Below are 18,697 nucleotides of genomic sequence, written 5' to 3' on the forward strand. Positions count from 1 at the left end.
GCGAGCAAGCTCGCTCCTACAATTACTTCTTGGCTGCGAACAACGCATCGAGCTTCTGCTCGAAGGTGTGATAGTCGATGCGATCGTAAAGCTCCATGCGGGTCTGCATGGTGTCGATGACGTTTTGTTGAGTGCCGTCGCGACGGATCGCGGTGTAGACGTTTTCTGCGGCCTTGTTCATGGCACGGAACGCCGACAGCGGGTACAGCACCAGCGATACGTCGGCAGCGGCCAGTTGCTCGGTGGTGTACAGCGGCGTCGCGCCGAATTCGGTGATGTTGGCCAGGATCGGCGCTTTCACGCGGTTGGCGAACAGCTTGTACATTTCAAGTTCAGTGATGGCTTCCGGGAACACCATGTCGGCGCCGGCTTCGATGCACGCGGCGGCGCGATCCAGGGCAGACTCCAGGCCTTCCACCGCCAGGGCGTCGGTACGGGCCATGATCACGAAGCTGTCATCGGTACGCGCATCGACGGCGGCCTTGATGCGGTCGACCATTTCCTGTTGGGTCACAATCTCTTTATTAGGACGGTGCCCACAGCGCTTGGCGCCAACCTGGTCTTCGATGTGAATCGCCGCGGCGCCAAACTTGATCATCGACTTGACGGTGCGAGCGACGTTGAACGCCGAGGAACCGAAACCGGTATCCACGTCCACCAGCAATGGCAGGTCGCAAACATCGGTGATACGGCGCACGTCGGTCAGCACGTCATCCAGGCCGGTGATGCCCAAGTCAGGCACGCCGAGGGAGCCGGCGGCCACCCCGCCACCCGACAGGTAGATCGCCTTGAAACCGGCGCGCTTGGCCAGCAGCGCGTGGTTGGCATTGATCGCGCCGACCACTTGCAGTGGGTGTTCGCTGGCGACCGCATCGCGGAAACGCTGGCCTGGTGTGCTCTTGTTCAAACTCATGACTCACCTCGTTTGGCTGTCGGGTTAGCGCCGTCCTGGTAATGACGGGCGATATTGCGTTTGGAGGCGCCGATGTGACGGCGCATCAACAACTCGGCCAGTTCACCGTCACGGTCGGCGATGGCATCGAGAATGCGGTGGTGCTCGGCGAACGCCTGGTGCGGGCGATTGGGCGTCGTGGAAAACTGGATGCGGTACATGCGCACCAATTGATACAGCTCGCCGCAGAGCATTTGGGTCAGCGTGCGGTTGCCGCTGCCCTGGATGATTCGGTAATGGAAGTCGAAATCGCCTTCCTGCTGGTAGTAGCCTCTCCCGGCCTGAAACGCTTCATCGCGCTCGTGGGTTTCCAGGACCCGACGCAGCTCGTCGATTTCTTCGAGGCTCATGCGCTCGGCGGCCAGGCGACAAGCCATGCCTTCCAGGGATTCGCGGATTTCGTAGAGCTCAATCAGTTCGGCGTGATTGAGCGACACCACACGAGCGCCGACATGCGGCACGCGAACCAGCAGGCGCTGGCCTTCCAGACGGTGGATGGCCTCGCGCAACGGGCCACGGCTGATGCCGTAGGTGCGCGCCAGCTCCGGTTCGGAGATTTTGCTGCCCGGCGCAATCTCGCCTTTGACGATAGCCGCCTGGATGCGACGGAAGACGTTCTCGGACAGGGTCTCCGTATCGTCTTGCGTTGAAACGGGGGGATCGAGTTGATCCAGCATATTGTCGACACCTTGTGAGCCAATGCCGCAAAAACTAACGAATACAGGCGAGACAGTCAAAGGTTAAATCGATATTGTCGACAATCTTCTGATAACCGGCTGCACCATAACGAAGCAACCCCTCTGTTTATAGCCACCGGCCAGCGCTGGCGCCATCAAACTACCGTGCTAGAATGCCGCCCGCATTTGTTTGTCACATCTGCACTGCCTGTCATGAAAACCTGACAGGCATACGAGGGAGCTTGCGCAGCGATGCCAGGGCCTTGAATCAAGTCGGACCGCTGCGCACCAGGATTTATGAGACTCAAGCCCTTCCCTGCCTTCCTTTATTTCCTTTGCCTGCCCGGTTTTACAATGGCCGGGGAAAAAACCCTGTATGGCCTCAATGAGTATGCGTCGCTCAATGGCATTGACCTGGAAGTGGCGGCCAAACTCGACACCGGGGCAAAAACCGCATCCCTGAGTGCACGGGATATCAAACGTTTCAAACGCAACGGCGAGTCGTGGGTGCGTTTTTATCTGGCCATCGACACTGCCCATTCGCACCCGATCGAACGCCCGCTGGCCCGTGTCAGCAAGATCAAGCGCCGGGCCGGCGACTACGACCCGGAGGAAGGCAAGCAGTACACTGCCCGCCCGGTGATCGAACTGGATATCTGCATGGGCTCGGCCCTGCGCAGCATCGAAGTGAACCTGACCGACCGCAGCGCTTTCCAATACCCGCTACTGATTGGCTCCGAAGCCCTCAAGCGCTTCGATGCACTGGTCGACCCCAGCCTTAAATATGCTGCCGGCAAACCCGCCTGCACCACCGACGCTTATACCGCCGAGTAATTCAAATGCGCTCTCTTACCCTTCATCTGAAACTGCTGATCGCCATCCTGGTGGTGCTGGGCATTTCAGTTACGGCCTATCAGATCTTCGTGCTGGGCATCCCGGTGACCGAAGACGCAACCGACGACCTGTGGAACATCGACGCCAAGGTCGAGTTCGTCGCCAGTGCCAAGGACCCGGTCAAGATCCAGATGTTCGTGCCACCGCTGAGCCGCGACTTCGTCAGCCTCAACGAGAGCTTCATTTCCAATAACTACGGCGTGGCCGTGAACCGGGTCGACGGCAACCGCAAGGTCACCTGGTCGGCGCGCCGGGCCAAAGGCAATCAGACGCTGTATTACCGCCTGGTGCTGACCAAGCGTTATTCCGGTGAGAAAGCCAAGATCAAAGGCCCGACCTTTCGCGACAGCATGACCATCGAAGGTCCGGAAAAAATCGCCGCCGAAGCCCTGCTCGCGCCGATTCGCCAGCACTCGGCCGACGTCGAAACCTTCGTCGGCGAATCCATCAAGCGGGTCAACAACCTCAACGACGACAACGTGAAGCTGTTGCTGGCCGGTGATCCGTCCACCGCACACAAGGCAAAAATCGTCGAGTTGCTGCTGTCCATCGCCCACGTGCCGATCGAGAAGGTCCACACCATCCGTCTGGTGGCCGACCAGCCGCAAATACCGGAACTGTGGCTGCGCAGTTTCAATGGCACCGACTGGCTGTACTTCAACCCGGAAACCGGTGAACAGGGCCTGCCGACCGACCGCCTGCTGTGGTGGACCGGCGACGAAAACCTGATCACCGTCGACGGCGGCAAGAAAGCCAACGTGACCTTCAGCCTGAACAACAGCGAAATGAACGCCATTCGCTTGGCCAAGCTGACCGACGAAAACACCGACGCCAACTTCCTCGAATACTCGCTGTACGGCCTGCCGCTGCAAACCCAGCAGACCTTCATGATCATGGTGATGATCCCGATCGGCGTGCTGGTGATCCTGATCCTGCGCAACCTGATCGGCATCCAGACCCTGGGGACCTTCACCCCGGTACTGATCGCCCTGGCCTTCCGCGAAACCCAGCTCGGCTTCGGCATCATGCTGTTTACCATCATCACGGCGCTGGGACTCTCGCTACGGTCCTACCTCGAACACCTGAAGCTGCAAATGCTGCCGAGACTGTCGGTGGTGCTGACCTTTGTGGTGGTGTTGATCGCGGCCATCAGCCTGTTCAGCCATAAACTCGGCCTGGAGCGCGGCTTGTCGGTGGCGCTGTTCCCGATGGTGATCCTGACCATGACCATCGAACGCCTGTCGATCACCTGGGAAGAACGTGGCGGCGGCCATGCGATGAAAGTCGCTATCGGCACTCTGTTCGCCGCGTCCCTGGCGCACCTGATCATGACCGTGCCGGAACTGGTGTACTTCGTGTTCACCTTCCCGGCGATCCTGTTGATCCTGGTGGGCTTCATGCTGGCCATGGGCCGTTATCGCGGTTATCGCCTGACCGAACTGGTGCGCTTCAAGGCCTTCCTGAAAAAGGCTGACGCCTGATGTTCGGCCTCTGGAAGACCTGGAAGGCCCTGGAAGCCCGGGGCATCATGGGGATCAATCGGCGCAACGCAGACTACGTGCTCAAGTACAACAAGCGCAGCCTGTACCCGATCGTCGATGACAAGATCATCACCAAGGAACGCGCCATCGCCGCCGGCATCCATGTGCCCGAGCTGTATGGCGTAATCTCCACCGAGAAGGAAATCGACAATCTCGAAGAGATCATCGGCGCACGCAGTGACTTCGTGATCAAACCGGCCCAGGGTGCTGGCGGCGATGGCATCCTGGTCATCGCCGACCGTTTTGAAGGCCGCTATCGCTCGGTGTCCGGCCGAATCATCAGCCATGAAGAAATCGAGCATCAGATTTCCAGCATCCTGACCGGCCTGTATTCCCTGGGCGGCCACCGCGACCGGGCGCTGATCGAATACCGCGTGATTCCGGACCAGATTTTCAAGAGCATCAGTTATGAAGGCGTGCCGGACATTCGCATCATTGTTTTGATGGGCTACCCGGTGATGGCCATGTTGCGCTTGCCGACCCGCCAGTCCAACGGCAAGGCCAACCTGCACCAGGGCGCCATCGGCGTCGGTGTGGATCTGGCCACCGGCCTGACCCTGCGCGGCACCTGGCTGAACAACATCATCAACAAACACCCGGACACCACCAATGCTGTGGATGGCGTGCAACTGCCCTACTGGGACGGTTTCATGAAACTCGCCGCTGGCTGTCATGAGTTGTGCGGGTTGGGCTACATCGGTGTCGACATGGTCCTGGACCAGGAAAAAGGCCCGCTGATTCTTGAGCTCAACGCCCGGCCCGGGCTGAATATCCAGATTGCCAATGACTGCGGGCTGACGTTGCGTACTCATGCGGTGGAAGCACGACTGGAAGACCTGAAGGCTCGTGGCGTGACCGAGTCGGTCAAAGAGCGCGTGGCGTTCGTGCAGGAGATGTTTGGGCATATTCCTGCGGTCGAGGGCTGATCCGAAACCGAGTCGCCTCTTTCGCGAGCAGGCTCGCTCCCACAAGAGCAGCACTGAACCCTGTGGGAGCGAGCCTGCTCGCGAAGACCATCTGACAGATTCCACAGCACTCATGCCTGCCTCCAATCTGCCAATCCCCGACATCCCCTCTAGGAGCAATTCCCCGAGGGGACTACAATCGCCACCCCGCCTCGATGGCTGATCTCCCCCGCCCATGTTGACCTGCTCCGTACACCCGCTGCCCTATCGCGCCAACCCCGCCGAGTACTTCGCGGCGATTCGCCATGCCCCCGGCGCCGTGCTGCTCGACAGCGGCCGCCCCAGTGCTGATCGCGGCCGCTATGACCTGCTCAGCGCCTGGCCACTGGAGCAATTGACGGTATCGCCCGACGAAAGTGGCGACGCCTTCCTGCAACGCCTGCGCGACAACCTGACACGCCTGGGCGAAGCGACTCTGCCGGTACCTTATGAGTTGCCGTTTGCCGGTGGATTGATCGGCTACCTGAGTTACGATTTCGGCCGACATCTGGAGCGCCTGCCGAGCCAGGCACAGGACGACCTGCGACTGCCTGACGCGCGCTTCGGCCTGTACGGCTGGGCATTGGTCAGCGATCACCTTTCACTGACCAGTCAATTGGTGTTCCACCCGATATTGCCCACCGGCGAACGCCAACGCCTGATCGATCTGTTCAGCCAGCCTGCTCCGGAAGTGGTCGCGCCCTTCAAACTGCTCACCCCGATGACTGCCGACTTGAGCGTTGAGCAGTATCAACAGGCAATCGAGCGCATCCAGCAATACATTCAGGCCGGCGACTGTTACCAGGTCAATTTCGCCCAACGGTTTCGCGCACCCTGCCGGGGTGATCCGTGGGCTGCCTACTGTGCGCTGCGTGCTGCTTGCCCGACGCCGTTTTCCGGTTTCCAGAGCCTGCCTGACGGCGATGCCGTACTCAGCCTGTCACCGGAACGCTTCGTCAAAGTCAGCCAGGGTCATGTGGAAACCCGCCCGATCAAGGGCACTCGACCTCGGGGCCTGACGCCTGAACAAGACGCCGCGAACGCCGCCGAACTGCTGGCCAGCCCCAAGGATCGCGCGGAAAACCTGATGATCGTCGACCTGCTGCGCAATGACCTCGGCCGGACCTGCCGCACCGGTTCGGTTCGGGTGCCGGAACTGTTCAGCCTGGAAAGCTATCCGAACGTGCACCACCTGGTGAGCAGCGTCACCGGTGAATTGGCAGATGACCGCGATGCCCTTGACCTGATCGCCGGCAGTTTTCCCGGCGGCTCTATTACCGGCGCACCAAAGATTCGCGCCATGCAGATCATCGATGAGCTGGAACCGACCCGACGCGGACTGTATTGCGGTTCGTTGCTGTACCTGGACGTGCGCGGCGAGATGGACAGCTCCATCGCCATCCGCAGTTTGCTGGTCAAGGACGGGCAGGTGTGTTGCTGGGGCGGTGGTGGGATTGTCGCCGATTCGGAGTGGCAGGCTGAGTATCAGGAATCGATTACCAAGGTGAAGGTGTTGCTCGATACCCTGCAAAACCTCTAAAAGCTTCGCCGGCAAGCCGGCTCCTACAAGGATCGCAGAGTTCTCGTAGGAGCTGGCTTGCCAGCGAAGGCGTCATTTCAGACAACTACAAACTCAAGGTCCGATTCGAAGCCTTGATGAACTCCTGCTTCAGCTCTTCAAACGTGTGCACCGCCGGAAACTGCGGGAACTGCGCAATCACGTTTTCCGGCGCATGGAACAGAATCCCGGCATCGGCCTCGCCCAGCATCGTGGTGTCGTTGTAGGAATCCCCCGCCGCGATCACCCGGTAGTAGAGGCTCTTGAAGGCCAGGACCGACTGACGCTTGGGATCTTTCTGACGCAACTGGTAGCCAGTGACGCGCCCGCTGTCATCGGTAAGCAGACGATGGCAGAGCAAGGTCGGGAAGCCCAGTTGGCGCATCAGTGGCTGGGAGAACTCATAGAAGGTGTCCGACAGGATCACTACCTGGAAGCGCTCGCGCAGCCAGTCGACGAACTCGAGGGCGCCGTCCAGTGGCTCGAGCGTGGCGATCACTTCCTGAATGTCGGAAAGTTTCAGGCCGTGCTCGTCGAGAATCCGCAGGCGCTGCTTCATCAGCACGTCGTAGTCGGGAATGTCCCGAGTGGTGGCCCTGAGGGATTCGATCCCGGTTTTTTCGGCGAAGGCAATCCAGATTTCCGGAACCAGCACACCTTCAAGATCCAGACAGGCAATTTCCACAAGACACTCCCATTTGTATTGATTATTGAGTCGAGCGAGCATAAAGCCTGCCGAACTCTAGCGACTCGGACCTGCCTGCGCAACGCAGAGGATGCCCCGGCCCGTGCAGCTTTTTGTTACCATCGACCCCATAGAGAGCGCCCAGCGCCACCGACCTGTAGGAAGCCGCCCTGATGAGCCCAACGTTCGACGTCGTGGAACTCGCCACGACCTATGCCAACAAATCTGCTCAGGACATCCTGAAGCTCGCGTTTGCCGAGTTCGGCGATGACCTGTGGATATCTTTCAGCGGCGCCGAGGACGTGGTGCTGGTGGACATGGCCTGGAAGCTGAACAAGAACGTCAAAGTGTTCAGCCTCGACACCGGCCGCCTGCACCCCGAGACCTACCGCTTCATCGATCAGGTGCGCGAGCACTACAAGATCGACATCGAGCTGGTGTCGCCGGACCACACGAAACTTGAACCCTTCGTGAAGGAAAAAGGCCTGTTCAGCTTCTACAAGGACGGCCATGGCGAATGCTGCGGCATCCGCAAGATCGAACCGCTGCGCCGCAAGTTGTCCGGCGTGAAAGCCTGGGCCACCGGCCAGCGCCGCGACCAGAGCCCCGGCACCCGCAGCGCCGTCGCGGTGTTGGAAATCGACACCGCGTTCTCCACCCCGGAACGCACCCTGTACAAGTTCAACCCGCTGGCGCAAATGACCAGCGAAGAGATCTGGGGCTACATCCGCATGCTGGAGCTGCCTTACAACAGCCTGCACGAACGCGGCTTCATCAGCATCGGCTGCGAACCCTGCACCCGCCCGGTATTGCCGAACCAGCATGAGCGTGAAGGTCGCTGGTGGTGGGAAGAAGCGACGCAGAAGGAATGCGGGCTGCATGCGGGGAATATCATCAGCAAGTCGAAAGCCTGATCCCGAGCCTTGTGAAATCCCCCCTGTGGGAGCGGGCTTGCTCGCGAAGACGGCGGTACATCCAGCATCAATGTGATTGACACTCCGCTTCGCGAGCAGGCTCGCTCCCACACTGGATCTGCGGCACTCATGGATCCCCTGTGGGAGCGAGCCTGCTCGCGAAGGGGGCACCTCGGTCCTGAGCCTGCCTCAAACAGCACTAAACCGCTGCCCCAACCCCCGCTCGGCAAACTGCTCAATGATGAAATCGACAAACGCCCGGGTCTTGCCGGGCAGCAGTTTGTGTTCGGCGTAGTAGATAGAAATGTTGCCGTCGTCGACATACCAGTCCGGCAACACCCGCTGCAACGTCCCCACCTCCAGATAACCCACGGCAAACGGCATGCTCACCAAGGCAATGCCCAAACCCTGGGTCGCCGTGGCGCAGGCAGCTTCCGAATCGCTCATGGTCATCCGCGCCTTGAGCGTCAATGGACTGTGTTGCTGACTACGACTGGTCAATTGCCAGGAACGCACGCGACCGGTCTGCGGCGAGCGAATGAGGATGCCATCGTGATACTTGAGATCGTCCGGCTCGACGATTGCCTCCCGCGCCGCCAGATACTCGGTGGAAGCCACCAACACGCGATGGGCCGGTGTCAGCTTGCGCGCCACCACACCCTGAGGCAGTTCGAATCCGCCGCCAATCGCGGCGTCGAAGCCTTGGGCAATCAGGTCGACCTGTCGGTTGTCGAAATGCCAATCCGGGTTGATTGCCGGAAAGCGCCGCAGAAACTCCCCGAGCAACGGCACGATGTACAAGCGCCCGAACACCGTGCCCATGCTGACTTTTAATGTTCCGGCAGGACGCCCTCCGGCACTGGCGAGATTGGCCACGGCATTCTGGATGGTGTGCAGGCTGCCGCTGACTTCGCCGAGAAAAAGCTGACCGGCTTCCGTGAGCGTCAGGCTGCGGGTGCTGCGCTGGAACAGCCTTACACCAAGGCGCGCCTCCAGTTTGGCGACGCTCTTGCCTACCGCCGCCGGTGTCAGGCTCAGACGCCGCGCGGCCTCGGCGAAGCTGCCGACCTCAGCGCTGCGCACAAAGCATTCGATACTGCTGAAGGTTTCCATAGGAGCCACTATAAACTTTTGGTTTACACAGACTATCGCAATTATGCTCTACACAGCATGGAATCCTGAATCGATACTAGCCTCCATCAACCGGGACATCTCGCCTCGGGACTTGGAGATCGACATGACTACTCAGAACCTCAGCGGCAAAGTGGCATTGATTCAAGGTGGTTCCCGCGGCATCGGCGCAGCCATCGTCAAGCGCCTGGCTTCTGAAGGCGCGACCGTTGCCTTCACCTATGTCAGCTCCACGGCGAAAGCTGAAGAACTGCAAGACAGCATCACCGCCAAAGGCGGCAAGGCCCTGGCCATCAAGGCTGACAGCGCCGACGCCGAGGCTATCCGTAACGCCGTCACTGCCACGGTAGACGCCTTCGGTCGTCTGGATATCCTGGTCAACAATGCCGGCGTACTGGCCGTCGCACCGCTGGCCGAGTTCAAACTCGAAGACTTCGACCAGACCCTGGCCATCAACGTGCGCAGCGTGTTCATCGCCACCCAGGCCGCCGCCAAATACATGACCGAAGGCGGACGCATCATCAACATCGGCAGCACCAACGCCGATCGCATGCCTTTTGCCGGTGGCGGCCCATACGCCATGAGCAAGTCGGCACTGGTCGGCCTGACCAAAGGCCTGGCCCGTGATCTCGGCCCGCAAGGCATCACCATCAATAACGTACAGCCCGGCCCGGTCGACACCGATATGAATCCGGCCCACGGTGACTTTGCGGAAAGCCTGATCCCGTTGATGGCCGTGGGTCGTTACGGCAAGGCCGAAGAAATCGCCAGTTTCGTCGCCTATCTTGTCAGCCCTGAAGCCGGCTACATCACAGGGGCCAGCCTGACCATCGACGGTGGCTTTGGCGCCTGATACGCGTCAGTCAACTGCAATAACTGTGGGAGCGAGCCCTGTGGCGAGGGGGCTTGCCCCCTCGCCACAGGGCTCGCTCCCACATTTTTGTCATCAGACCCGCTCCAGCGCCGGCAAACCAAAAGCGCCCGGCTCGAACGCCTTCAACGTACGAAGAATGCCATCGGCGTGGGCGTACCTGGCATCGGCCATCGCCGCATCCGGAATTGCAATCGCCGTCATCCCCGCTGCTTTCGCCGCCGTAACACCAAAGGGCGAATCCTCGAACACCAGGCAATCTTCGGGTGCAACACCCAGACGCCGCGCCGCCGTCAGGAAAATATCCGGCGCCGGTTTGGCGGCACCCACCTCGGGGTCATCAGCGGTGACAATGAAGTCGAACAAGGCGAACCAGTCGCGGTGCAGGGTGGTTTTCTGGCCGAACGACTGGCTCGAAGAACTGGTGCCCACGGCAATGGGAATGTTGTTGGCCTTCAGATGCCGTACCAGTTCCTGTGCACCAGGCATCGCTTGCGCTGTAGGAAAGCGCTCGCGCATCAACGGCTCACGGATCACCAGAAACTCTTGTGCCGTAATCGGCAAATCCAGCGCTTCAACCACATAGCGCGCCAGATCGCCCGCGCCCCGGCCAATGATGTTCTGTTTGATGCTCCAGTCGAAGGTTCGGCCGTAACGCGCAGCGATGATGGACGTGACTTCGGTGTAGATGCCCTCCGTGTCCAGCAACAAGCCGTCCATATCGAAAATCACGGCCTTGATCGGGCCGAATGCTTTCAGTGGTGCATTCATCGCATCTGATCCGTTTTCCAAGGCATCCCGGCCGACGCAGCTGAGGCCGACTCCCGGATGGATTAAAGGATTCAGCAGCATAGCGAGCGTCGCGGGCTTAGAGCAACGATGAAATCCTGATCCACGTCGAATGGCACTGCGTGATTTGGTGAATCGCCCTACAGAAAACGCCAACTTTCCCGACTTCTTTCCTTGAAAATCCTCCGCAGAGTTTCACGTCCCACATTCCGCCAAGCGAAAGTCTGCAGATGTTCGATCCCAAAAAGGTATTGGCATACCCCGCCAGCGGTCCCCTGACAGGGGTGCATAAGGTCAAAACCGTCGCCAGCACCGACACCGTCGAGCACACCGCCACCCACAACTGCCCGGTGTCGATGGTCACGGGCGAAGTATTGCTGACCCTCACGGACAGCACCCTCGACGGGATCTTGCCGTTCGACTTCACCCGCATCTATCGCACCAGTGCCGTCGAACTCGACACCGGCCTCGGTTTTGGCTGGAGCCATTCGCTGTCCCAGCACCTGGAACTCCACGACGAGCAGGTGCTGTGGATCGACCCCGAAAACCACTGCACGCCATTTCCACGGCCGACGGCGACGCGCCCGGTGATCCACAACAGGCTGTCGCGGGCGGCGATTTACCTCGGCGAGGAGCCGGACGAACTGATCCTCGCCCTGGCCGGCGACCGCGCGCGGTTCTACCACTTTCACAACGGCCGGCTCAGCGCCATCAGCAACGCCTACGGCAACCGCGTGACGGTGCAGCGGGACCGCCTTGACCGGATCCAACGCCTGGACAACGGCGCCGACCGCGCCTTGCTGCTGCGTTACGACCTCAAGCACCTGATGGCCGTCGATTATCAGGTGTTTCAGCGTAGCGGCCCCGAGGCGTACACCTGGCGCACCGAGCAGACACTGGTCAGCTACCGCTACGACGCCCGCCAGCGTCTGATCGAGGCGACCAATGCCGCGGGTGAAAGCGAGCGTTATGACTACGACGAGCAGCACGTCATCCTGCAACGGCAACTGGCTGGCGGCGCGAGTTTCTTCTGGGCATGGGAACGCTCCGGCAAGGCGGCCCGCTGCATTCATCACTGGGCCTCGTTTGCGCAGATGGAGGCGTGTTACGTCTGGGACGATGAAGGCGGCGTGACGGTGAACAACGCCGACGGTAGCGAAGAGGTTTACGTTCATGACGACCGCGCGAGGTTGGTGCGCCACGTCGGGCTGGACGGCGGCGAGCGGCACAAGGCCTATGACGATCAGGGCCGCCTGATCGCCGAGCAGGACGCCCTCGGTGCCATCACCGAATACCATTATGACGAGGTCGGCCGGCTGATCGCACTGCTTGCGCCGGATGAGGCGCTCACGTCCTGCGAGTATCGCAACGGTTTTCTGCATACCCGCACCTGCGGTCAGGCGACATGGAGCTACCCGCGCAATGCCCAGGGCGACATCACTGCCGTCACCGATCCCGACGGGCAGATCACCCGCTATTTCTACGACTCGAAGGGGTGCTTGCTGACGATCCGTTTCCCCGACCAGAGCGGTCACCGGTTTGTCTGGAACGCCTTGGGACAATTGCTGGAAGAGACCCTGCCGGACGGTGCTCAGCGCACTTTTTCCTACGATGCGTTAGGAAGGCGGATTAGCCGGCAGGACGAACACGGTGCCGTCACCGGTTATGAATGGGACGCCGTGGGTCGACTGGCCCGGACCACGCGCCCCTCCGGTGCCCCCCGTGCCTTTCGCTACAATGCCTGCGGCCAGGTCACCGCCGACACCGACGAACTGGGACGGGTAACCCGTTACGAATACGCCGATGACCTGCGCCTGGTCAGCCGTCGGATCAACCCCGACGGCAGCGCGCTGAAATACCGCTACGACCATGCGCAATTGTTGCTCACCGAGATCGAAAACGAGGTCGGCGACACCTACCGGCTGGATTACACCCCGGGCGGATTGATCCGACAGGAAACCGGCTTTGATGGCCGTCGTACCGCCTACAGCTACGACCTCAATGGCCAATTGCTGGAGAAAACCGAGTTTGGCGACGACGGTTCGCTGCTGGTTACCGGTTATCGGCGTGACAGCTCTGGACGGTTACGGGTCAAAACCTTGCCCGATGGGGTCAAGGTCGAGTACCGCTACGACAGTCTCGGGCGGCTGGTCAGTGTCGATGACGGCCAGAACCATCTGCTGGCGTTCGAATACGACCGCCAGGACCGGCTGATCACCGAACATCAGGGCCGGGGTACCCTGCGTTACGGCTACGATGCCTGCGGTCGGCTCAAGCGCCTGCGCCTGCCGGACGCCTGCGTCCTCGTCTACCACCACGACAAGGGGGGCGCCCTCACGGCCATCGACCTCAACGGCACGCGCCTGACCAGCCATCGTTTTGTTGGCGGGCGCGAACAGCAACGCCAACAAGGGCTGCTGCTCAGCGATTACGCCTACGACGAGCAAGGTCGTTTGCAGGCCCATGCCGTCAGCCAAAAGCAACGACCACTGTATCGCCGCAAGTATGCCTACAGCATCAAGGGCAATCTCCTGCAGATTACCGACAGCCGCCACGGTTCACGTCGCTACCAATACGATGCGCTCGACCGCCTGACCGGCGTACGCCACGCCCGCGACCAGTTCGCGGAGAACTTCACCCACGACCCGGCCGGCAACCTGCTGATCCTCGACCGCCCCGGCCCATGTGTGCTTCAGGGCAACCGCCTGCGTCGCCGTTACGACAGCCACTATGACTACGACGCCTTCGGCAACCTGATCCGCGAACGCCGCGGTATGCCGGCCCGGGTTACCGAATACACCTACGACTGCCAGCACCGCCTGATCGGCGTCAGCACCCCGGACGGTAAACGTGTCAGCTACTGCTACGACGCGTTCGGCCGACGCATCGGCAAAACCGTCGACGGCCAGACCACGCAATTCTTCTGGCAAGGCGACCAACTCATCGCCGAAAGTGGTCCCCGACACTACCGCAGCTACGTCTATGAGCCCGGCAGCTTCCGCCCGCTGGCGCTGCTCGACGGCAAAGGCCGGGCAGACGCCTGCCCGCTCTACTACCAACTCGATCACCTCGGCACCCCGCAGGAACTGACCAGCTACGGCGGCGGCGTCGTCTGGTCGGCCAAATACACCGCTCACGGCAAACTCCGCGAACGGAGCCACGGCGACGGTGAAAGACTCGAACAGCCGCTACGGTTTCAGGGGCAATATTTCGATGCTGAGAGTGGCCTGCACTACAACCGGCATCGCTACTACCAGCCGGACATCGGTCGTTATCTGACGCAGAACCCAGTCAAGTTGGCCGCAGGATTGAACCCGTATCGGTACACTTGGAACCCGATTGGGTGGGTTGATCCGTTGGGGTCGTGGGGGAACTGTCCACTGCCGAACAAGGCCGCAGGCTCGGCGACAAATGGGGTGGGTGGGGCAAAGGCTGATGAGGGCGAACCCAATGCACCCTCTCCAATACCTGCAAACCGATACTTGCATCACGCAGACTCAGGCCACGACATATCGAGGACTGGGCGATGGACGCATTCGATCAGCTAGACAACCGGTCAATCCGGCAACACGACTCGATCAATCTTCGTCCTCTTCCTCATCTTCCAACTCAATATTCCCCACATCGCCCAAATCATCAGCATCGTTAAGCGGCACCGTTGCATCATCCATCAACGATCCCGGATCTTCATTGCCGGGATCGTTGATGGATGGCCGTCCGCTCGGGCCCTTTTCTTCCTTGCCTTCGCTTTTCGCAGTCATGGGATGCCTCGCTCAACTAGTGATGTTTTTTGTGGTGCTTGTTCGAGTGTTTATAACCGTTACCAGAATGGGAGTGACCGCTGTCACTCCCCAGATCATTGCCGACCGCACCGCCGGCTGCACCGCCCAGGCCTGCACCGATGGCCGATCCGGTCGAACCGCCAAGACTGTTGCCGACCACCGATCCACCCGCCGCGCCCAAACCACCACCTACCGCCGCCTCGGTGCGACTGTGCCTGGGCGCGGCAATGGCACTGCCGGCCGCTCCGCCGACACCCGCACCAACCGCTGCACCAGTACTGCCGCCCAACTGGCCACCGACCACATTGCCCAGCACCCCACCAAGACCACCACCCACGGCGGCATCTCCATTACCTCCCGCCAGCGCAACCTGAGAGATCAGCCATCCAAAAACAATCGCAGGCAACATCAATCGTCGAGCACTCAGGCTTGTGGTTTTATTGCCGTTGGTTTTCGGGTTCATGGCACGCCTCGCATTCTTCAGGAGTATGGGAGATTTGAGCGGCTGCTGCGTGAAACGTTCATAAATGAAAAAGCCCGGCATCAAGCCGGGCTCTATTCAAATCTGGATCAGGATCAGGATCAGGATCAGGATCAGTGACGCTTGTGACCATTGGCCAGATTGCTGCCTACGCCGCCGCCCAATGCGCCGCCCAGGCCTGCACCGATGGTGGCACCGGACTTGCCGCCGAGGCTATTGCCGATCACCGAACCACCGGCCGCGCCGACACCGCCACCGATAGCAGCGCTGGTGCGATGACCTTTTTTGGCGGCAACTGCGCTGCCTGCCGCGCCAGCCACGCCCGCACCAATCGCTGCGCCAGTGCTGCCGCCCATTTTCTGGCCGACCACGTTACCCAATGCGCCGCCCAGGCCACCGCCCAGCGCGGCAGTGCCGTCACCAGCCATTGCACCTTGAGCAACCAGAAGCCCCAGAACCAGAGCGGGCAGTGTTAAACGCATGACAAAAACCTCAAAAATAGGGGGTAAACAAAAAGGGGGCGAGATTGAATGCTTTTGCGCGGATAAAGTCCAGCACACCGGCCCAACTTCGCGATTGGCGACAGTTGGACAGCATTTTCGAAAAAGGTTTTATGACGGACAAAAAAAAGCCCGCTGGGGAAACGGGCCAGGTGTTACTTTCTAACGGATGGGTCGAGATTACGGAGACTGCTGTGAAAAGTTTGTGAAAGATCACCACTTTAAAAAACTTGTCATAAAACCCTTTCAGACATTAAAAACCCCCGCTCTTTGACGTAATGCTGTTCACTTAAGCGAAGTGATTCTTTGTAGGAGCGAGCTTGCTCCTACAAAGTGAACAGCATTACGCTCTATGACAGGGTCTGCCTGACGTTCGGTTACTTCCTGACCGGTGCTGTCACCCTGGGTAAGAATTTGCCCTTCAGTATCCGGCACGCCCTGGTCTTGATCTTGTCGACCTCAGTCTGGTCCTCGCCGAAACTGGCCACATACTGGGTCTGGCCACACCGCACGCAATTGTTGATCGGAAACTCTGCGCCATCGTCCTCGATATACGGATCAGCCATCTCTTCACCCCTTTTCAAAAAGCGCGATCGACATCGGCAAGCCCTTTGCCTGAAGTAATATCGATCGCCAAGGTTTTTGAGACTAGCCGGTCACTAACGGACCTGCCGTTCGGATTTCCCCGTGACCGACGAATGGCCTTTCACCTTTCACCTCAACTTGACCGCAGTCCCGGTCACAAACACTACGACCATCCCGCCCTTGCCAGCCGGCATACTGATCTCATAATCAAGCCCGACCACCGCATCCGCCTGAAGCCCCTGCGCCCGCTCCTTGATCTCATCGGTGGCCTGAATGCGTGCTTCTTTCAACGCTCGTTCCAGCGTCTGGGAACGCCCGCCGAAAAAGTCGCGCATCCCGGCAAACACGTCGCGGACAACGTTGATCCCTTGCACCGACTCGGCGCTGACGATGTCCAGGTAGGCGGTAATTTGCCGGCCTTCAATGGAGTGGGTTGTGGTGATGATCATGGGTGTTCCTTTCTGTTCAGAAATTCAGCCAGTGCATCAAACGCCGGCAACGTGACGGGTTCATTGGCCGAGTTGCTGTCCACGGGATGGGATGCGTAGCGGACGATGACCATATCGGCCTTCGGGTCGACATAGATGCGCAACATGATGTCGATTCTGTTCGAAGAGTTTGAGCGGTCTACAGTCAGACAGGCTTGTTCACTGCTTAAGCATGGGCCTCGCGATCAAGAACATCAGCGACCCACTGATTGATACTTTTGTGGGCTAGCTGAGCTTTCACGGCAACCGTCGCGTGAAGGGCTGGGGCCAGGCGCAGACTGAGATGGCCTGAATAGGGTTTCTGTGGGGTGCGGCCGAGTTTGGCGCATGTCTCCAGATAATCGGTGACGGCCTCTTCGAATGCGGTGCGAAGTTCTTTGACTGACTCGCCGTGAAACCCGACAACATCCTTGATGCCCGCAATGTGGCCGACGAACAGACCGTCTTCATCGCTGTATTCGATCCGGGCTGAGTAGCCGTTGTAGTTCATTACGTTCACGGGGTAACTCCTGCTTGTTCAAGAAAAGCCCGGGCGTCACGCACCTGATAGGGCTTGGCTTCTTTGTCGGGGTGCGGCCGGTGGAAGGTGGCGACCACTCCGTTCAGTTCAAAACGTACCCGCGATCCATTACCTTCGATGGTTATGGCCCCGGCAGCGCTGAACAAGGATTCGATGCGGGACCACTCCATGGTGGCCGGGGTGGATCTTGAAAATAAGGCTTTGAGGGTGCTGAGTTGTTTATTATTCATGGTATTATATCATGATACCGCACGAGATTTAGCAATCGCGAATGACATCGCTGATGCGTGGGAGAAGCCTCTAACGCGCGCTTAAAAAAACGCCGCTTATCCAGAACAGGAAAGCGGCGTTTTCGTGTCGAAGCTTTTTTTGCACGGCAGGCAGGATATCGGGGTGACTCTCGCCGGGGTTGTAGGCAATTTCCGAGAGCTGCGTAAAGCGTTACGCTTGCTGCGTTTTTAGCAGGTCCCTCCCCCACGCTAACCTATGTGGCGATCACAGAAACGCGCCCTGTTTGCTCAGCGCTGCTTAGCCAACTTGGGAACAGGTGCACAGGGTGTTGGATTAACGCCCAGAGACATCAGCAATCAGCCCAGATCCCGGAACCTATGGTGTTCAAATGGCGAAAGCGCTATCCGCAGGCGGGTATTGAGGGATTGAACGACCCTGCCTCGAAGTGGCCAGCCTCGCACGCTCAGCACTCAAAAGATGAAGAAAGTTCTTACGCTGACCACCCAGCGCGTGTCGCGTGAGGCGATGCATTGGAGTGGCAGTGGTCAGAGTAGGATAAGATGCCTGAAAATCAGGCTTGCTGTGAGTAGCCCCGCATGACAGATAACAGTCGGAACACCACCCGTCTGATCAAGAAGTACCCGAATCGCCGTCTGTATGACACGCACACCAGCAGTCATTTGACCCTTGCGGATATACGCCAATTGGTCGTCGATAAAATCCCGTTCGAGGTGGTCGACGCCAAGACTGGTGAGGATCTGACCCGAAGTATTTTGCTGCAGGTCATTCTGGAAGCCGAAAGTGGCGGTGAGCCGATATTCTCCAGCGAGATGCTCATGGGGATTATCCAGTTCTACGGTCCCTACCAGAGTGTCCTCGGCAGCTACCTGGATAAAAGCATCCAGACGGTCATCGACATCCAGTCCCAGACCGGCGCTCAGTCATCTGAAGCCTGGAGCGAGTTCATGCACCAGCAAGCACCGGTCATGCAGGACTTGATGCGCCAGTATGTCGACCAGTCAAAAGCCCTCTACCTGAACACTCAGAACCTCTTCGGCCTGTTCGGCGGCATGCCACCAGGCAAGCCAGGTGCCGGTAGCGGGCCGAAAAAAAATGGCGATGGGGAGTAAACCCATCGCCATCAGTGTAACCGC

General features: G+C 59.6%; 20 protein-coding genes and 2 pseudogenes. 9 read left to right on the forward strand and 13 right to left on the reverse strand.

Annotation, left to right across the window (positions count from 1 at the left end; translation table 11 throughout):
• Window positions 1–22: 22 nt before the first annotated feature.
• Together prpB and ACM6IK_RS27545 are read right to left on the reverse strand one after the other, a co-directional pair.
• Entirely contained in the window at window positions 23–913 is an 891-nt protein-coding gene (gene prpB, locus ACM6IK_RS27540; RefSeq protein WP_008017616.1) for a methylisocitrate lyase, read from the reverse strand.
• Window positions 910–1,629 carry a GntR family transcriptional regulator gene (locus ACM6IK_RS27545; RefSeq protein WP_218431358.1) on the reverse strand — a complete coding sequence of 240 codons (720 nt, stop codon included), beginning with the start codon at window positions 1,627–1,629 and terminating at the stop codon, window positions 910–912. The genes prpB and ACM6IK_RS27545 overlap by 4 nt, the downstream gene beginning before the upstream one ends.
• Window positions 1,630–1,926: 297 nt before the next feature.
• On the opposite strand from ACM6IK_RS27545, the gene ACM6IK_RS27550 reads away from it, so the two are divergent.
• The 4 genes from ACM6IK_RS27550 (at window position 1,927) to pabB (ending at window position 6,548) form a co-directional block, all read left to right on the forward strand.
• Window positions 1,927–2,463: an ATP-dependent zinc protease gene (locus tag ACM6IK_RS27550; RefSeq protein ID WP_414876809.1), complete on the forward strand. Its 537-nt coding sequence runs from the start codon at window positions 1,927–1,929 to the stop codon at window positions 2,461–2,463.
• Window positions 2,464–2,468: 5 nt separating this feature from the next.
• Window positions 2,469–4,004 (forward strand): inactive transglutaminase family protein, encoded by a 1,536-nt coding sequence (locus ACM6IK_RS27555; RefSeq protein ID WP_108218926.1) that lies wholly within the window; start codon window positions 2,469–2,471, stop codon window positions 4,002–4,004.
• Window positions 4,004–4,990 (forward strand): alpha-L-glutamate ligase-like protein, encoded by a 987-nt coding sequence (locus ACM6IK_RS27560; protein ID WP_414876810.1) that lies wholly within the window; start codon window positions 4,004–4,006, stop codon window positions 4,988–4,990. The genes ACM6IK_RS27555 and ACM6IK_RS27560 overlap by 1 nt, the downstream gene beginning before the upstream one ends.
• 214 nt (window positions 4,991–5,204) lie before the next feature.
• Window positions 5,205–6,548 (forward strand): aminodeoxychorismate synthase component I, encoded by a 1,344-nt coding sequence (pabB, locus tag ACM6IK_RS27565; RefSeq protein WP_414876811.1) that lies wholly within the window; start codon window positions 5,205–5,207, stop codon window positions 6,546–6,548.
• An 85-nt stretch (window positions 6,549–6,633) separates the two neighbouring features.
• On the opposite strand, the gene thrH is transcribed toward pabB, so the two are convergent.
• Window positions 6,634–7,251: a bifunctional phosphoserine phosphatase/homoserine phosphotransferase ThrH gene (gene thrH, locus ACM6IK_RS27570; protein WP_414876812.1), complete on the reverse strand. Its 618-nt coding sequence runs from the start codon at window positions 7,249–7,251 to the stop codon at window positions 6,634–6,636.
• 173 nt (window positions 7,252–7,424) lie between these two features.
• Here thrH and ACM6IK_RS27575 point away from each other — a divergent pair, with 173 nt between their 5' ends.
• The gene (locus ACM6IK_RS27575) at window positions 7,425–8,165 is read left to right on the forward strand and encodes a phosphoadenylyl-sulfate reductase (protein WP_414876813.1); all 741 of its coding nucleotides are present in this window, start codon (window positions 7,425–7,427) and stop codon (window positions 8,163–8,165) included.
• 189 nt (window positions 8,166–8,354) lie between these two features.
• Here ACM6IK_RS27575 and ACM6IK_RS27580 read toward each other — a convergent pair whose 3' ends face one another.
• A complete protein-coding gene (locus ACM6IK_RS27580; RefSeq protein WP_414876814.1) occupies window positions 8,355–9,278 on the reverse strand; it encodes a LysR family transcriptional regulator in 924 nt (307 codons plus the stop codon).
• 124 nt (window positions 9,279–9,402) lie between these two features.
• Between ACM6IK_RS27580 and ACM6IK_RS27585 the strand changes: the two genes are divergently transcribed.
• Window positions 9,403–10,149, forward strand: coding sequence for a 3-oxoacyl-ACP reductase family protein (locus tag ACM6IK_RS27585; protein WP_414876815.1), 747 nt, complete (start codon window positions 9,403–9,405; stop codon window positions 10,147–10,149).
• 93 nt (window positions 10,150–10,242) lie between these two features.
• Here the strand turns inward: ACM6IK_RS27585 and ACM6IK_RS27590 are convergent, their stop codons facing one another.
• A complete protein-coding gene (locus ACM6IK_RS27590) occupies window positions 10,243–10,938 on the reverse strand; it encodes an HAD-IA family hydrolase (RefSeq protein ID WP_414876816.1) in 696 nt (231 codons plus the stop codon).
• A 248-nt stretch (window positions 10,939–11,186) separates the two neighbouring features.
• Here ACM6IK_RS27590 and ACM6IK_RS27595 point away from each other — a divergent pair, with 248 nt between their 5' ends.
• Window positions 11,187–14,504: an RHS repeat-associated core domain-containing protein gene (locus ACM6IK_RS27595; protein ID WP_414876817.1), complete on the forward strand. Its 3,318-nt coding sequence runs from the start codon at window positions 11,187–11,189 to the stop codon at window positions 14,502–14,504.
• A gap of 30 nt (window positions 14,505–14,534) precedes the next feature.
• Here ACM6IK_RS27595 and ACM6IK_RS27600 read toward each other — a convergent pair whose 3' ends face one another.
• The 8 genes and pseudogenes from ACM6IK_RS27600 to ACM6IK_RS27635 all read right to left on the reverse strand — a co-directional run bounded on the left by ACM6IK_RS27600 (window position 14,535) and on the right by ACM6IK_RS27635 (window position 17,542).
• Window positions 14,535–14,717, reverse strand: coding sequence for a hypothetical protein (locus ACM6IK_RS27600; RefSeq protein WP_218431347.1), 183 nt, complete (start codon window positions 14,715–14,717; stop codon window positions 14,535–14,537).
• 16 nt (window positions 14,718–14,733) lie between these two features.
• Window positions 14,734–15,201, reverse strand: coding sequence for a glycine zipper domain-containing protein (locus ACM6IK_RS27605; RefSeq protein ID WP_414876818.1), 468 nt, complete (start codon window positions 15,199–15,201; stop codon window positions 14,734–14,736).
• Window positions 15,202–15,332: 131 nt separating this feature from the next.
• Window positions 15,333–15,701, reverse strand: coding sequence for a hypothetical protein (locus tag ACM6IK_RS27610; RefSeq protein WP_007988063.1), 369 nt, complete (start codon window positions 15,699–15,701; stop codon window positions 15,333–15,335).
• 395 nt (window positions 15,702–16,096) lie between these two features.
• The gene (locus ACM6IK_RS27615; protein ID WP_414876819.1) at window positions 16,097–16,285 is read right to left on the reverse strand and encodes a hypothetical protein; all 189 of its coding nucleotides are present in this window, start codon (window positions 16,283–16,285) and stop codon (window positions 16,097–16,099) included.
• A 147-nt stretch (window positions 16,286–16,432) separates the two neighbouring features.
• Window positions 16,433–16,753, reverse strand: a complete 321-nt coding sequence (locus ACM6IK_RS27620) for a YbjQ family protein (RefSeq protein WP_414876820.1) — start codon at window positions 16,751–16,753, stop codon at window positions 16,433–16,435.
• Window positions 16,750–16,893: pseudogene (locus ACM6IK_RS27625) on the reverse strand (6-aminohexanoate hydrolase); the annotation flags it as partial. The pseudogene ACM6IK_RS27625 and the gene ACM6IK_RS27620, both read right to left, overlap by 4 nt.
• A 65-nt stretch (window positions 16,894–16,958) precedes the next feature.
• Window positions 16,959–17,291: a type II toxin-antitoxin system HicB family antitoxin gene (locus ACM6IK_RS27630; protein WP_150812359.1), complete on the reverse strand. Its 333-nt coding sequence runs from the start codon at window positions 17,289–17,291 to the stop codon at window positions 16,959–16,961.
• Entirely contained in the window at window positions 17,288–17,542 is a 255-nt protein-coding gene (locus ACM6IK_RS27635; RefSeq protein ID WP_414876821.1) for a type II toxin-antitoxin system HicA family toxin, read from the reverse strand. Before ACM6IK_RS27635 ends, ACM6IK_RS27630 begins: the two co-directional genes overlap by 4 nt.
• A 331-nt stretch (window positions 17,543–17,873) precedes the next feature.
• Between ACM6IK_RS27635 and ACM6IK_RS27640 the strand changes: the two are divergent.
• Window positions 17,874–18,080 (forward strand): annotated as a pseudogene (locus tag ACM6IK_RS27640) (helix-turn-helix domain-containing protein); the annotation flags it as partial.
• Window positions 18,081–18,139: 59 nt separating this feature from the next.
• A complete protein-coding gene (phaR, locus tag ACM6IK_RS27645; protein WP_218431342.1) occupies window positions 18,140–18,673 on the forward strand; it encodes a polyhydroxyalkanoate synthesis repressor PhaR in 534 nt (177 codons plus the stop codon).
• Window positions 18,674–18,697 lie beyond the last annotated feature (24 nt).

The sequence above is a fragment of the Pseudomonas sp. IT-196MI5 genome (assembly GCF_949767415.1).
Classification (GTDB): domain Bacteria; phylum Pseudomonadota; class Gammaproteobacteria; order Pseudomonadales; family Pseudomonadaceae; genus Aquipseudomonas.

Excerpts from the sequence above, each read along its gene's own strand:
- prpB (WP_008017616.1), bottom strand. The coding sequence starts at position 913 with ATGAGTTTGAACAAGAGCACACCAGGCCAGCGTTTCCGCGATGCGGTC.
- ACM6IK_RS27545 (WP_218431358.1), bottom strand. The coding sequence starts at position 1,629 with ATGCTGGATCAACTCGATCCCCCCGTTTCAACGCAAGACGATACGGAG.
- ACM6IK_RS27550 (WP_414876809.1), top strand. The coding sequence starts at position 1,927 with ATGAGACTCAAGCCCTTCCCTGCCTTCCTTTATTTCCTTTGCCTGCCC.
- ACM6IK_RS27555 (WP_108218926.1), top strand. The coding sequence starts at position 2,469 with ATGCGCTCTCTTACCCTTCATCTGAAACTGCTGATCGCCATCCTGGTG.
- ACM6IK_RS27560 (WP_414876810.1), top strand. The coding sequence starts at position 4,004 with ATGTTCGGCCTCTGGAAGACCTGGAAGGCCCTGGAAGCCCGGGGCATC.
- pabB (WP_414876811.1), top strand. The coding sequence starts at position 5,205 with ATGTTGACCTGCTCCGTACACCCGCTGCCCTATCGCGCCAACCCCGCC.
- ACM6IK_RS27575 (WP_414876813.1), top strand. The coding sequence starts at position 7,425 with ATGAGCCCAACGTTCGACGTCGTGGAACTCGCCACGACCTATGCCAAC.
- ACM6IK_RS27580 (WP_414876814.1), bottom strand. The coding sequence starts at position 9,278 with ATGGAAACCTTCAGCAGTATCGAATGCTTTGTGCGCAGCGCTGAGGTC.
- ACM6IK_RS27585 (WP_414876815.1), top strand. The coding sequence starts at position 9,403 with ATGACTACTCAGAACCTCAGCGGCAAAGTGGCATTGATTCAAGGTGGT.
- ACM6IK_RS27590 (WP_414876816.1), bottom strand. The coding sequence starts at position 10,938 with ATGAATGCACCACTGAAAGCATTCGGCCCGATCAAGGCCGTGATTTTC.
- ACM6IK_RS27595 (WP_414876817.1), top strand. The coding sequence starts at position 11,187 with ATGTTCGATCCCAAAAAGGTATTGGCATACCCCGCCAGCGGTCCCCTG.
- ACM6IK_RS27600 (WP_218431347.1), bottom strand. The coding sequence starts at position 14,717 with ATGACTGCGAAAAGCGAAGGCAAGGAAGAAAAGGGCCCGAGCGGACGG.
- ACM6IK_RS27605 (WP_414876818.1), bottom strand. The coding sequence starts at position 15,201 with ATGAACCCGAAAACCAACGGCAATAAAACCACAAGCCTGAGTGCTCGA.
- ACM6IK_RS27610 (WP_007988063.1), bottom strand. The coding sequence starts at position 15,701 with ATGCGTTTAACACTGCCCGCTCTGGTTCTGGGGCTTCTGGTTGCTCAA.
- ACM6IK_RS27615 (WP_414876819.1), bottom strand. The coding sequence starts at position 16,285 with ATGGCTGATCCGTATATCGAGGACGATGGCGCAGAGTTTCCGATCAAC.
- ACM6IK_RS27620 (WP_414876820.1), bottom strand. The coding sequence starts at position 16,753 with ATGATCATCACCACAACCCACTCCATTGAAGGCCGGCAAATTACCGCC.
- ACM6IK_RS27635 (WP_414876821.1), bottom strand. The coding sequence starts at position 17,542 with ATGAATAATAAACAACTCAGCACCCTCAAAGCCTTATTTTCAAGATCC.
- phaR (WP_218431342.1), top strand. The coding sequence starts at position 18,140 with ATGACAGATAACAGTCGGAACACCACCCGTCTGATCAAGAAGTACCCG.